General features: G+C 54.4%; 13 protein-coding genes and 1 tRNA gene. 6 read left to right on the top strand and 8 right to left on the bottom strand.

Annotated features, from left to right (window positions below; genetic code table 11):
* Positions 1 to 4: 4 nt before the first annotated feature.
* Positions 5 to 583: an SPOR domain-containing protein gene (locus K0I63_RS01930; RefSeq protein WP_220082344.1), complete on the top strand. Its 579-nt coding sequence runs from the start codon at positions 5 to 7 to the stop codon at positions 581 to 583.
* 95 nt (positions 584 to 678) lie between these two features.
* On the opposite strand, the gene K0I63_RS01925 is transcribed toward K0I63_RS01930, so the two are convergent.
* The gene (locus K0I63_RS01925; protein WP_220082343.1) at positions 679 to 2,373 is read right to left on the bottom strand and encodes a beta strand repeat-containing protein; all 1,695 of its coding nucleotides are present in this window, start codon (positions 2,371 to 2,373) and stop codon (positions 679 to 681) included.
* Positions 2,374 to 2,967: 594 nt separating this feature from the next.
* On the opposite strand from K0I63_RS01925, the gene hslV reads away from it, so the two are divergent.
* The 5 genes from hslV to K0I63_RS01900 all read left to right on the top strand — a co-directional run bounded on the left by hslV (position 2,968) and on the right by K0I63_RS01900 (position 6,764).
* Positions 2,968 to 3,492: an ATP-dependent protease subunit HslV gene (gene hslV, locus K0I63_RS01920; protein ID WP_011864181.1), complete on the top strand. Its 525-nt coding sequence runs from the start codon at positions 2,968 to 2,970 to the stop codon at positions 3,490 to 3,492.
* Positions 3,493 to 3,547: 55 nt separating this feature from the next.
* A complete protein-coding gene (gene hslU / locus K0I63_RS01915; RefSeq protein WP_011864180.1) occupies positions 3,548 to 4,873 on the top strand; it encodes an ATP-dependent protease ATPase subunit HslU in 1,326 nt (441 codons plus the stop codon).
* A gap of 77 nt (positions 4,874 to 4,950) precedes the next feature.
* Positions 4,951 to 5,346, top strand: a complete 396-nt coding sequence (locus K0I63_RS01910) for a gamma-butyrobetaine hydroxylase family protein (RefSeq protein WP_220082342.1) — start codon at positions 4,951 to 4,953, stop codon at positions 5,344 to 5,346.
* Between the two features lie 21 nt (positions 5,347 to 5,367).
* Entirely contained in the window at positions 5,368 to 5,802 is a 435-nt protein-coding gene (locus K0I63_RS01905) for a DUF3859 domain-containing protein (RefSeq protein ID WP_220059698.1), read from the top strand.
* A gap of 95 nt (positions 5,803 to 5,897) precedes the next feature.
* Positions 5,898 to 6,764 carry an AraC family transcriptional regulator gene (locus tag K0I63_RS01900; RefSeq protein WP_220082341.1) on the top strand — a complete coding sequence of 289 codons (867 nt, stop codon included), beginning with the start codon at positions 5,898 to 5,900 and terminating at the stop codon, positions 6,762 to 6,764.
* A gap of 124 nt (positions 6,765 to 6,888) precedes the next feature.
* On the opposite strand, the gene cyoE is transcribed toward K0I63_RS01900, so the two are convergent.
* The 7 genes from cyoE to K0I63_RS01865 form a co-directional block, all read right to left on the bottom strand.
* The gene (gene cyoE, locus K0I63_RS01895) at positions 6,889 to 7,815 is read right to left on the bottom strand and encodes a heme o synthase (RefSeq protein WP_220082340.1); all 927 of its coding nucleotides are present in this window, start codon (positions 7,813 to 7,815) and stop codon (positions 6,889 to 6,891) included.
* A gap of 10 nt (positions 7,816 to 7,825) precedes the next feature.
* On the bottom strand, positions 7,826 to 8,152 hold the full coding sequence (gene cyoD / locus K0I63_RS01890; protein WP_220082339.1) for a cytochrome o ubiquinol oxidase subunit IV: 327 nt from the start codon (positions 8,150 to 8,152) through the stop codon (positions 7,826 to 7,828).
* A complete protein-coding gene (gene cyoC, locus K0I63_RS01885) occupies positions 8,149 to 8,775 on the bottom strand; it encodes a cytochrome o ubiquinol oxidase subunit III (RefSeq protein ID WP_220082338.1) in 627 nt (208 codons plus the stop codon). Before cyoC ends, cyoD begins: the two co-directional genes overlap by 4 nt.
* Positions 8,772 to 10,760, bottom strand: a complete 1,989-nt coding sequence (cyoB, locus tag K0I63_RS01880; RefSeq protein WP_220082337.1) for a cytochrome o ubiquinol oxidase subunit I — start codon at positions 10,758 to 10,760, stop codon at positions 8,772 to 8,774. The genes cyoC and cyoB overlap by 4 nt, the downstream gene beginning before the upstream one ends.
* On the bottom strand, positions 10,760 to 11,710 hold the full coding sequence (cyoA, locus tag K0I63_RS01875) for a ubiquinol oxidase subunit II (RefSeq protein WP_220082336.1): 951 nt from the start codon (positions 11,708 to 11,710) through the stop codon (positions 10,760 to 10,762). Before cyoA ends, cyoB begins: the two co-directional genes overlap by 1 nt.
* 140 nt (positions 11,711 to 11,850) lie before the next feature.
* Positions 11,851 to 12,249, bottom strand: a complete 399-nt coding sequence (locus K0I63_RS01870) for a hypothetical protein (RefSeq protein WP_041406303.1) — start codon at positions 12,247 to 12,249, stop codon at positions 11,851 to 11,853.
* 594 nt (positions 12,250 to 12,843) lie between these two features.
* Positions 12,844 to 12,934: transfer RNA gene (locus tag K0I63_RS01865), tRNA-Ser, on the bottom strand.
* Positions 12,935 to 13,110: the final 176 nt, after the last annotated feature.

Here is a 13,110-nt window from a genome sequence, read left to right as displayed (position 1 = left end):
CAGGATGAGCAATCGCGATTACGCCAATAGAAGACCTGCCTCGAAAGGACGTAAGAAGAGCACGGGTGGCCGACGTCAGCCGGCACCAGCGCCGAGACGCTTCCCCTTCGTGCTCTCTCTGGTGACCCTGGGATTAGTGGGCGGTTTCGGCTACTTCCTCTGGAGCATCAACGACAGTGCCGACAAGGTAGAGACTCAACCCGAGGTGCAAGCGGTTAAGCCTAAGGTGGTCAAGAAGGACCCCAATGCCCTGCCGCCTAAGCCCAAGGAGGAGTGGACCTACCAGGAGGAGCTGGAGAATAAGCAGGTCGAGGTGGATATTCCAGAAAACACAGCGCCGACCCGTCCCTATAAGATGCAGTGCGGCTCCTTTAAAACAGAAGCTCAGGCCAATGAGTTGAAGGCGAAGATAGCCTTCCAGGGCCTAGAGGCACAGGTGCGTAAGGCCAGCGGTAGCAATGGCACCTGGTATAAGGTGGTGCTTGGCCCCTACGAGCGCAAACGCCTTGCGGAGAAACATCGCCACATACTACAACGCGGCGGCCTCAACGGCTGTCAGATCTGGTTCTGGGAAGGCGGTTAATCTTATCGACCAAAAAACGGGCCTAGGCCCGTTTTTTCTTTGAGTTAATAAAAAAGCCAGCATGATGCTGGCTTTTTGTTGTCTGCGTAAATCGCTTAGTTCTGGGTGATGGTCGCCGTGTTACCGAAACCACCGGCTTGCATGATAGAAGCGCTATCGTTCATGCCCAGCTGGTTGATGGTCGCCAAGTTGTGTGCGCCATCAAGACCCAGGCCAGATTGCTCGATCATGGCGTAGTTGTCATCGCCCTGTTGCAGCAGCACGGCGTCATTGTATTCGCCGCCGGTCTGGTTAACCCAACCTTCGTTGTTGTTGCCAGTCTGATCGATATCGGCTGCACCGAAATCGCCCATCTGAGCAACAGTCACGCGGTTTAGCGAGGCAGTCTGGTCGATGTCAGCCATGTTGTCTGTGCCGCTCTGGCTCACCATGGCGCCTTGATCTAGGCCATCTTGATTGATGTTTACGATACCGCCCACGCTAGCAGTTTGGTTCACGTTGGCATTCAGCTGGCTACCTGGACCCTGGGCCACAAATACCGCCGAACCATTAACACCTGACTGCATCACAGTCGCCGTAGAGTCGGCAGCCTGATCCTGCGCCACGACAACATTACCGTTTTCGCTGGCATCGATCTGGTCGATGAACACCTTGGAATTATCAGACTCGTTAAGCTGGTTCACCAGGGCGATGTTACCGTTACCCACCTGGTTTACGCTGGCCTCAGCCATGAATGAAGTATCCTGGTTGATGTTCACGTTGTTGAAGTTACCGACAGTCGTTACGGTCGCCGACGCTGGCTCATGGTAACCGAAGCCATACTGACGCACTGTGGTGGTGTTGGTGTCACCGGTCACATTCACGGTCGCGACGCTGTCGTTCACATGCTCTTGATTGACTGAGGCAATGTTAGACTCACCGTTTTGCATCACGCTCAGGCTGGTGTTGATGGCATGCTGTTGCAGTGTATTCACCTGGTTGAAGCTGCCAGTTTGCGACACGCTCGCCGTGGCATTCAGGCTGTTATCATCCTGAGTCACGCTCGCCAGGTTTTCGCTGCCGTTGCTTTGGGTCACATCGGCGGTGCCGATAGAGCCGTTGATCTGGTTGATGGTGATGCTCGAGTCGCCAGAGCCATCCTGAGTCGCCGTTGCCACAGAGCTGTTAGTGATCTGATTAATCGCAACAACCGAACGTTCGGCGTTGTTCATCTGGTTAACGTTGGCGATGTTCTCGGCGCCGGTCTGTACTACGGTCGACAGGGCGTCGGTAGAGGTATCTTGATCTGTATTAGCGCTGTTGTTGTTGCCAGTCTGCAATATGGTTGAACCGGCTGGGTTATGGATGCCGAAACCATACTGTCTGATGTTGGCGTTGTTGGTGTTACCCTGTTGCACAACGATCGCCTGTGAGTCGTTAACATGCAGCTGATTCACATCGGCGTTGTTGCTCTCACCGGCCTGGGTAACCGTCGCATGGGTGTTGTCCATGTGCTCCTGGTTAACGGTAGCGTTATTTGACGACACAGACTGAGTCACCATGGCGCTAGAGTTCGCGACGCCGCCGATCTGGTTGATGGTGGCCGTTTGCGCGTCACCGGCTTGGTCGATAGTCGCCGAGCTGTCGAAACCCAGGGCGGTATTGATAGTCGCAGTATGGTTAGTACCAGTCTGCACCGTCGAGGCAATGTTACCCGAACCATTTTGTGAAGTGGTCGCCGTGCTGTCGGCAGCGTGGGCGGTACCTATTGTCATCGCAATGGCGGCGGCCAGTGGAAGTAGCTTTGTCATGAGTAATATCCTTTACTAAATTTATCTGTCGGGGCGCTCGCCTGAGGCAACCCCTGTGCACACCACCTAGGTGGTGCAATCCTGTGCAAGTCTCAGCAGTAACATGAAACTGCGATTACCAGATGCCGAATCTTCTTCGCCCATCACTCGATGTTGGCGCATCCTGCGAAGATCCCGACAAGCGTCACCGTGCAACCTCCGGCCTGTCGACCCCTACACCGCGAACCGTTTTCCTTTCATCCCCATGTTTGAAACAAGCGGCTTAGAAACAAGCGCCAGCCTGTGCTGGCAGGCAAAAGTATGCGGACAAGCCTCTCCCCCTTCATCCGGCTAAGGTATGAAAGCCCACCACCAAGCGGCTAGTTTTGCCCAGACAGGCCCCCTCTTTAGTATTAGCCCCGACGTCATACTTGAATGAGTAAGGCGATAAAAATAAACGGCTTTTAGGTCGCAGAGGCACAAAACTCGGCTTTTCGCGAATTGCATGGGTAAACCTATGGTTGATCTCCCTTGAAAAACAAAATGCCACCCCCATATCTAAGCTATTGTCCACCGATGAGTTTCCTACTCGTCGGCTTGAGAAGAGGAAATACCGTGACCACAATCGTTTCAGTACGTCGCAACAATCAGGTTGTCATTGCCGGAGACGGCCAGGTATCACTGGGAAATACAGTGATGAAAGGAAACGCCAGAAAAGTTCGACGCCTGTATCACAACAAGGTCCTGGCGGGCTTTGCCGGCGGCACCGCCGATGCCTTCACCCTATTCGAACGCTTCGAATCTAAGTTAGAGATGCATCAGGGCCATCTAATGCGCGCCGCGGTCGAGATGGCCAAAGATTGGCGCTCAGACAGGGTGCTGCGCAAGCTCGAGGCCCTCTTAGCGGTAGCCGATACCGAGTGCAGCCTGATCATCACAGGTAACGGCGATGTGGTGCAGCCAGAAAACGACCTGATCGCCATAGGCTCAGGCGGCAACTTTGCCCAGGCCGCGGCCACGGCACTGCTGGAAAATACCGATCTCAGCGCTAAGGAGATCGCCGAAAAGTCTTTGACCATTGCCGGTGACATCTGTGTATTCACCAACCAATTCAAGACGATAGAAGAACTGAATTACTAACACTGAGCCCGCTCACTGTTACCAAACGTATGCACCCAAGCATTAAGGGATACTTATGTCTGAGATGACTCCACGCGAGATTGTACACGAGCTGGACAGCCACATCATAGGCCAGCAAAACGCCAAGCGTTCGGTCGCTATCGCCCTGCGTAACCGCTGGCGTCGTATGCAGCTAGATGCCGCGCTGCGCCAAGAAGTCACCCCAAAAAACATTCTGATGATAGGCCCCACGGGTGTAGGTAAGACAGAGATCGCCCGCCGTCTGGCCAAGCTGGCCAAGGCGCCTTTCATCAAGGTCGAAGCCACTAAGTTTACCGAAGTCGGTTACGTGGGTAAGGAGGTTGAGCAGATCATCCGTGACCTCACCGACGCCGCCGTCAAGCTGACCCGCGAAGAGCAGATGGCCAAGTGTAAGTTCAGAGCCGAAGAAGCGGCCGAAGAACGCATTCTCGATGCCCTGCTACCTAAACCCAAGGAAGACTGGGACACTGAGAAGAAAGATGACACCGGCACCCGTCAGGTGTTTCGCAAGAAGCTACGCGAAGGCCAGCTGGACGACAAAGAGATCGAGATCGATATCGCCGCGCCTCAGGTAGGCATAGAGATCATGTCGCCACCCGGCATGGAAGAGATGACCAGCCAGCTCCAGAGCATGTTCCAAAACATGGGCCCTGGCGCCAGCAAGCGTCGCAAGATGACCATCAAGGAAGCCTATAAGCTGTTGATCGAAGAGGAAGCCGCCAAGCTGGTGAACCCTGACGATCTTAAAGAGCAGGCGATCGAACTGGTCGAGCAGCACGGCATCGTCTTCCTAGATGAGATCGATAAGATCTGTAAACGTGGCGACACCTCGGGTCCAGACGTCTCTCGCGAAGGGGTTCAGCGCGACCTACTGCCTCTGGTGGAAGGCTGCACGGTCAACACCAAGCACGGCATGGTCAAGACAGACCATATCCTGTTTATCGCCTCGGGCGCGTTCCAGATGTCTAAACCATCGGATCTCATCCCCGAGCTGCAGGGCCGTCTGCCAATCCGCGTCGAGCTGGAAGCCCTGTCTGCCAACGACTTCAAGCGCATTCTCACCGAGCCCCATGCCTCGCTCACCGAGCAGTATGTGGCATTGATGGCCACCGAAGGCGTTAAGGTAGAGTTTAGCGAGTCGGGTATCGAGCGCATCGCTCAGGCTGCCTGGCAGGTGAACGAGCGCACCGAAAATATCGGTGCCCGCCGCCTGCACACAGTGATGGAGCGCCTGATGGAAGATCTCTCCTTCGAGGCCTCGGACAAGTCAGGCAGCACGACTGTGATCGATGCCGACTATGTCAACGCTCACCTGGAGAACTTGGTGCAGGACGAAGATCTCAGCCGCTTCATCCTGTAAACTTAAAGGGCCCGTCAGTTCCCCTGCGGGCCCTCTTTTTTTAACCAGGGATACCCTCCCACGAATAGGCGAAGCATATGACCCCCCAAAGCGATACGCCCAAGGTCACAGGGCTCAAACTCAAGCGCAAGTCACGCCAGCTGGAGATAAGTTTCGACAACGGTCAGCAATATACCTTGAGCTGCGAACTCCTAAGGGTCTACTCCCCCTCGGCCGAGGTCCATGGTCACGGCAATCCCGTGCTGGTCACCCACAAGAAGAACGTCAATATCAACGCCATCACCCCTGTAGGCAACTATGCGGTCAAGCTGGTGTTCGACGACGGCCACGACACAGGCCTCTACTCCTGGAAGGTGCTCTATGATCTGGCCAGCAATCAGGTAGATCTGTGGGAGAACTATCTGGCCAGACTACGCGCCGCCAAGGCCAGCCGTGAGCCGCTGATCGACATGGCCGTGAAGTATCACACCTAACGCCTAAATCACGCCCCCCTTTTGTCTAAGCTCAAAGCCGATGTCACCATACTGCAAGCCGGACTCTTCAGCCGCTGGGATGAAGAGAGCCCGGATCTGCCCAAGTTTCTCAAGGCCACGGTCCATGTGCCGGCAGAGATAGACATAGAATTTGGCTTCATCGCCCGTATCCGTAAGGCAAAGAATCAAAGGCTTAGCTACTGTATCTATCATCCCCATATTCCAGACCAGCAGGGCAATGTTCGCCCGCCCTTCGAGGGTGAGCTGTTTGTCGAGTCCAACGACTGGAAGTTCTATCTGGGTGACACCATCTGGGCCCCCGAGCATGACAAGGTGGGCAGGTGGCGCATGACACTCTCCCTGGGTAACAAGGTGGTTGCCGAGAAAACCTTTCATGTGCATCTTAACGATGAGGAGAGTCAGGTGGCCAACTTTTGGAAACGCAGGGGCTTTTAAGCACAATTGCTCGGCCAATCGCCATTGAGCAATATGAGTCAGGCAAAGCAAGCCCTCGCGTCGCACAATGGCCGCTCACTTGAAAAGGGATGCATATGAACCGAGCAGCGCACCAGGCCTACAGTCAACGAATCCAGACGGTTTGTGACTATATTGCGAAACATCTGGAGCAGCCCCTGACGCTGGAACAACTGAGCCAGAAGGCGCACTTCTCCAAGTATCATTTTCATCGCCAGTTTCAGGTGTATACCGGCATAACCTTAGGTAAATACATCAGCCTGCTCAGGCTGAAGCGGGCCTCATACCGATTGGTGTTTCATCCCGAACTCAAGATCACCGACATCGCCCTAGATGCCGGGTTTGAGAACGGCGAATCCTTCTCGCGAGCCTTTAAGCAGGTATTTGCCCAGACCCCGACCCAGTTCAGGTTAACGCCTAAGTGGGAGCAATGGAGTCAACAATATGCCAAGGTGAACTATACAAGGAGAGAAACTGTGCAGATCAAACTCACGCAAAGAGACGATATCAAGGTCGCCGTGCTGGAACACCAAGGCAGCCCGGCCGCACTGAACGACTCGATTCAACAATTTATCAACTGGCGCAAGCAGAGCGGCGAATCCCCTGTGGCCAGCAGCCTGACCCTGGGGGTGCCCTTTAACGACCCTAACACGGTAGCGCCCGAGGCGTTTCGCTTCGACATCTGTGGCTCGGTAGCATCTGAGGTCAAGGCCAACGACTTTGGGGTGATCACCAAGACGATCCCCGGCGGTCGCTGCGCCGTGATCCGCCACCAGGGGCCGCATGATCAGATGGACGATAAGATCTATCAGTTCTACCGCGACTGGCTGCCCCAGAGCGGCGAGGAGCTGAGGGACTTTCCTCTCTACTTCGAGTACCACAACTTCTTCCCCGAAGTGGCGGAGCATGAGCTGGTAACAGAGATCTATTTTTCACTGAAATAGCTGTCGGTGAAACAGAGGCATACAAGATGTCAGACAATAAAAAAGGCGACCCTGATGGGTCGCCTTTTGCTTTCTTCTTAAAGCGCTACTAACGCTACAGATAGCGCAACTGCTAGTACAACTTCTAGCGCAACATTGCCAGCAGCGGCGCCTGGCCGGCCACCTGAAAGTCCAGCGCCATGGTAAGGCTCAGGATGGCTATGGTGAGTATCGAGAAACCGAACACCTGGCGCGACCAACGCAGCAGATTCACATCGCTGCGATAGCCTTTCAGCGCCATCAGTAGCCACCAGAAGCTGGTCACGCAACTCACCGCCATAAAGCCCACCCCGGTATAACCCGCCAGGGGTAGCAGGGTTGATACCAGGGCGAACAGAGCAATGTAGAAGACGATATGCAGCTTGGCCTTCTCTACGCCTTGGGCCACGGGCAGCACAGGAATATTGGCTGCCTCATAGTCCTTAAAGCGAAAGATGGCGATGGCATAGGAGTGCGGCATCTGCCACAGGCTGAACATGGCCAGCAGGATCAACGCCGCGCCATCCATCCTGCCGGTCACGGCGCAGTAACCCACCACGGGCGGCACGGCGCCCGAGAGGCTGCCGACCAGGGTGCCATAGACGGAGTTACGCTTCATATAGAGGCTGTAGAGCCCCACGTAAACCAGGTAGCCGAAGGCGGCAAACAGCAAGGCCGCCAGGTTGGTAAACCAGGCCAGCAGGCCAAAGCCGAGTACGCCTAGGGCTATGCCTAAGCCAAGTACCTGCTTTAGTGGGATAGCGCCAGTCACAGTCGCCCTGCGGCAGGTGCGCTGCATCTTGGCGTCGATATCCCGGTCGATATAGTTATTGATGGCGCAGCCTGAGGCCACCACCAGAGAGAGCCCCAGCAGCGTCGCCAGCATCAAAACGGCATCGACCTCCCCCCTGGCGGCCAGGAGAAACCCGCCCACCACGGCGATGAGGTTTCCCATGATAATCCCGGGTTTGGTCACCTGAAGATAAGCCCCCAAGGGCGCGGCCACCTGAGTTGAGGTCGAATGCCTAATCATGCAGCCTCTCCTACATCATGAGGTCGTTGGCGGCGTAGATGATCCACACCGACAGGCCAACCACCATGACAATCACCAGGGCGGTAAACATAAACGACAGGGTATTCACCTTGCCTTCCTTGGAAAAATCAAGGTGCAAGAAATACTTAAGATGCACCAGAATCTGCACCACGGCCAACACCAGCACTATGGCCAGAGTGGTCGAGGTCTCCAGACTGTGAGTCATCACCGCCCAGAAGGGGATGCCGGTCAACACCACAGAGAGCAGGAAGCCGGTAAGATAGGACTTGATGCTGGCGGTCAGATCGTCCTGACCATGGGTAGTGGCTTGGCTCATAATAAGACCCCCATCAGATAAACCACGGTGAACACGCAGATCCAGACGATATCCAGGAAATGCCAGAACAGGCTGAGGCAGTTCAGGCGGGTCAGGGTGCGTCCGCCCGTGCCACGCTTAACCACCTCAAGCATCATGATCGCCATCCACACCAGACCGGCACTCACGTGCAGACCATGCATGCCCACCAGGGCAAAGAAGGCGGAGAGGAAGGCACTACGCTGCGGGCCATTGCCCTCGAGGATCAGGTGATGAAACTCATTCACCTCCATGCCGATGAACACACAGCCTAAAGCGAAGGTCACCGCCAACCAAGCCAGAGTCGCCCCCTTGTGATGACGCTTGGCAAAGATCAACGCCAGACCATAGGTGATACTACTCAGCAGCAGCGCCGCGGTTTCAATCAGGACGAAGTCCAGCTCGAAGATATCCTTGCCCGACACGCCGCCGTCTGTGTTCATGTAGAGCACGGCATAGGTAGCGAAGGCCGAGGCAAACAGGATGCAGTCGGTCATCAGGTAGATCCAGAAGCCCAACAAGGTGTTCTCGCCGGTATCATGGTGCTCCTCATGTAGGGTCTCGACCTGGGTAACACTCAGGTCAGCTGGGATAGCAATACTCATATCTGCCCCTTAGATAAGTTGTTCAGGTGCGCGGTTTCGATACGCTTAACCTCATCGCCCTGCACGTAGTAGTCGGTGTCTGTGTCGTAGGCTCGCATCAGGAAGACGATGAAGGCGCCCAGGAAACCTGCGATGGCCAGCCAGAGGATGTGCCAGATGGCGGCAAAGCCGGCGGCGGTGATCCCAAGGGCCATCCAGACTCCATGGCCTGTATTCTTCGGCATGTGGATCGACTGGTAGCTCTCCTGCATCTGATAGGCCTGGCCCTGCTCCTTGGCATGGGTGAAGGCGTCGATATCGACGACCTGAGGCAGACGGGCAAAGTTATAGAACTGAGGTGGCGAAGCAGTCGACCACTCAAGGGTGTGACCATTCCAAGGGTCGCCGGTGGTGTCACGGTTCTGCTCACGATCGCGGATGCTCACGTACAGCTGAACGAACTGCAGCACTATGCCGACGAAGATGATGCAGGCACCGACCGCCGCCAGATAGATCCAGAAGTTCCAGTCCGGGTTATCTGTCTGATTGAGACGACGTGTCATGCCGAGGAAGCCCAGCACATACAGCGGCATGAAGGCGACATAGAAGCCCACCTGCCAGCACCAGAATGCCGCCTTACCCAGACGCTCGTTGAGATGGAAACCTGTCGCCTTAGGGAACCAGAAGGCAAAACCTGCCAGGTAGCCAAACACGGCGCCGCCTATGATGGTGTTATGGAAATGCGCAATCAAAAACAGGCTGTTGTGTAGCACATAGTCGGCGCCAGGCACCGCCAGCAACACACCTGTCATGCCGCCTATGGTAAAGGTCACCATGAAGCCCAGGGTCCAAAGTACGGGCACCGTCAGCTTCAGGCGTCCACGGTAGATGGTAAACAGCCAGTTAAACAGCTTCACCCCGGTCGGCACGGCAATCACCATGGTCATCACCCCGAAGAAGGCATTGACGTTGGCACTCGAGCCCATGGTAAAGAAGTGATGCAACCAGACGATGAAGCCCAGAATCGAGATGGCGCCGCTGGCCCAAACCATAGACTTGTAGCCAAACAGACGCTTGGCGGTAAAGGTTGAGATCACCTCGGAGAAGATACCGAAAGCCGGCAGGATCAGGATATACACCTCAGGGTGTCCCCAGGCCCAGAACAGGTTGATATACATCATGGCATTACCACCGCCTTCGTTGGTGAAGAAGTGGAAATCCATGTATCTGTCCAGGGTCAGCATAGCCAGCACGGCCGTCAGGATCGGGAATGAGGCGACGATCAGTATGTTGGCCCAGGTACAGGTCCAGGTGAAGATCGGCATCTGCATCAACTTCATGCCCGGCGCGCGCATCTTAAGCACGGTCACTAGGAAGTTGACCCCAGTCAGGGTAGTCCCTATGCCGGAGATCTGCAGCGCCCAGATATAGTAATCGACCCCAACCCCGGGACTATAGGCCAGCTCAGACAGCGGCGGATAGGCTACCCAACCTGTCTTGGCAAACTCACCCACCCCAAGAGAGATGTTGATCAGCACGGCGCCGGAGGCGGTCAACCAGAAGCTGAGGTTATTCAGAAACGGAAAGGCAACGTCGCGCGCGCCTATCTGCAGCGGTAACACCAGGTTCATCAGGCCTATCATGAAAGGCATCGCCATGAAGATGATCATGATGACGCCATGGGCGGTGAAGATCTGGTCATAGTGCTCGGGCGGCAGGTAGCCGGCGGCGCCATTGGTGGCCATGGCCTGTTGAGTACGCATCATGATGGCATCGGAGAAGCCACGGATCAGCATGACGAAGGCCAGCAGGATATACATGATCCCCAGGCGTTTATGGTCGACCGAGGTCAGCCAGTCGCGCCACAGAGGGCCCCATTTCTTATGCTTGGTGATCAGGGCCGCGATAACAAGGCCTATCACGGCGACCGCAGCCAGGGTCACCATGATGATGGGTTCGTGGAAGGGAACCGCATCCAGTGTTAATTTTCCAAGAAAAGACGACATTAGTGTTCGCCTCCCGTCGTGTTAGATGACTCAGATGCATGCACCTGCTCGTGTGACTGCCCGTGTAAAGTGGCGGCCGGCATCGCCATGCCCTCATGGGCTGGCATCTGGTGGTGATGCATGTACTGCATAACGATCTGCTCAAACAGGCCGTCACTGACCGAGGCGTAGTAGCTCACGGGATTATTGCTGCTCTCCTTCGCCAGTTCGCGATAACTCTCTGGGCCGAGCGTCGCGCCTTCGCGCTTCACCTTGGCAACCCAGGCGTTGAAATCGCCGCGGGTCGGCGTCGCGATCGCGTTGAACTTCATGCCGGTAAAGCCCGCACCACTGTAGTTGGCCGAGATCCCCTTGTAGGTGCCAGGCTCGTTGGCGATCAGATGCAGCTTAGTGGTCATGCCCGCCATGGAGTAGATCTGGCTACCCAGCTGGGGAATGAAGAAGGAGTTCATGGCCGTATCGGAACTTATCTTAAAGTTCACCGGCACATTGGCAGGAAACGCCAGCTCGTTGACCGAGGCGATCCCCTGCTCAGGATAGATAAACAACCACTTCCAGTTGAGTGACACCACCTCGACGATGATCGGCTCGGCCTCATGCTCCAGCGGTTGATAAGGGTCCAGCTTATGGGTCGAATGCCAGGTGATCACACCCAGAATGCCGACAATGACGATAGGCACGCACCAGACCACCAATTCGATCGTCTTAGAGTGCGCCCACTTAGGTGCATAGATTTCATGATCGCGACCGTCGCGATACTTCCAGGCGAAGTACAAGGTCATGACGATCACAGGGATCACCACGATCAACATCAACAAGGTGGCAATCACGATCAACTGCTTCTCATCGATCCCCACCTGTCCCTTTGGATCGAGTACGCCACCTTCACAGCCTGCCAACATCAGCGCCGCCATGGCACAGCTTGCTTTGGCAAAGTTTCGAATTAACACAAGGAATATTCCTCTAACCCTAGTTTATGAGATTGCCAAATGGGCTTGGCAAGGGTATCCGGGCCAGCAAGGGGCAAGCATAGAGCGCAAAATAGGGCTCAAGCTGCGAAAATTAAGCGGCTAAGGATACTTAAAGTATTTTATAAACAGAGTGTTAGGCTTGGAGGGGCGCGACAGCCGTGAGCGTCATGTTCGACGCTCTTAAGATCGCATGTCAGCAGTGGGTAGCCTGGCCCTTGGGAAGCCAGGAGGCAAAACAGCTGATAAGCGATGAAACAGAGACAGAGATATGGATAGATGAATAGCGGGCTGATGAACACTGGCCCCATCATGGAGAGATCAAATGACTCCCATAGCAGCCAGTCTGACAACAGCTGCATCAGCTCACGGCTATCTAAATAGCTGGAGATCACTACCGAGAGGCAATAGCAGAGCAACAGCAGGCTTAACAGATAGGCCAACTGTTTCTGATGACTAATTGCCAGCCGGGCGAGGTCACGCTGTGCGTCGGCCAGAAAATGACTAGGAGTAGGTTTCAATAGATCAGTCCAAAATTGGAATGCGATCGACAGCAATTGAAAAAATGCGAATCATTTACACTGTATTTTTATGCCGCGGGAGCATAGCAAAAAGCGCTCGGTAAAAGAAAGCGGGAATCCAGCCCGATGTTTAAAATTTATTCGAATTAGCGATAAAAACGCCACATTTAACAATTTTTAAACCTTAAAAACACCAAAACCGATCACAAAAGCCGGAATTTTTGTGAGCCACAAGCCCATTAGCGCCTGCTTATCTACTCGCAAACTCCCAGTAAAACCGGCCCCCTCTTCCCCGATTAACGACCACTTGCCTATTCATGTTGGCGAATAATTATGCGGCATATATGCAACTGAGGTTGGGTTAGACGGAATTAAAGCAAGGAAAGGAGAACTAGGGTTAACCCCCAGGCACAGATGACGATGGGCTAGCAAAATGGAATAGATAGGAAGCCTTTTCTCTTAATGTGATAGAGAGATAGCCAGAATTTAAATATTAGGAACCCTGGGTTCAAATAATCTCTATGACCAGACTTTAGATAATGGCCAGCCAAAACGAAAAAAGGCTTCCATTTCTGGAAGCCCTTTTTCTTAATGTGGCGGAGAGATAGGGATTTGAACCCTAGACGGGCTATAAACCCGTGCCGGTTTTCAAGACCGGTGCATTCGACCACTCTGCCATCTCTCCGAACGCCGAGAATAGTAAGGAAATGGACTTTAAATGTAAAGCCTAAATTTCACTAACTGAGCAACAAATAATCCATTAAGGCATTTTTCGATGACAAATGCGTTAAAAACAACCTTTTCGGACCTATTTTAGGGATCAAATGCCTGCTCAGGGTGTAGTATAGGCACAAAGCCAAC

Source organism: Shewanella rhizosphaerae, from assembly GCF_019457655.1.
Taxonomy (GTDB): Bacteria; Pseudomonadota; Gammaproteobacteria; order Enterobacterales; family Shewanellaceae; genus Shewanella; species Shewanella loihica.
The sequence above is the reverse complement of the archived record's forward strand: the minus strand, read 5'-3'. Positions and strand labels throughout refer to the sequence as shown.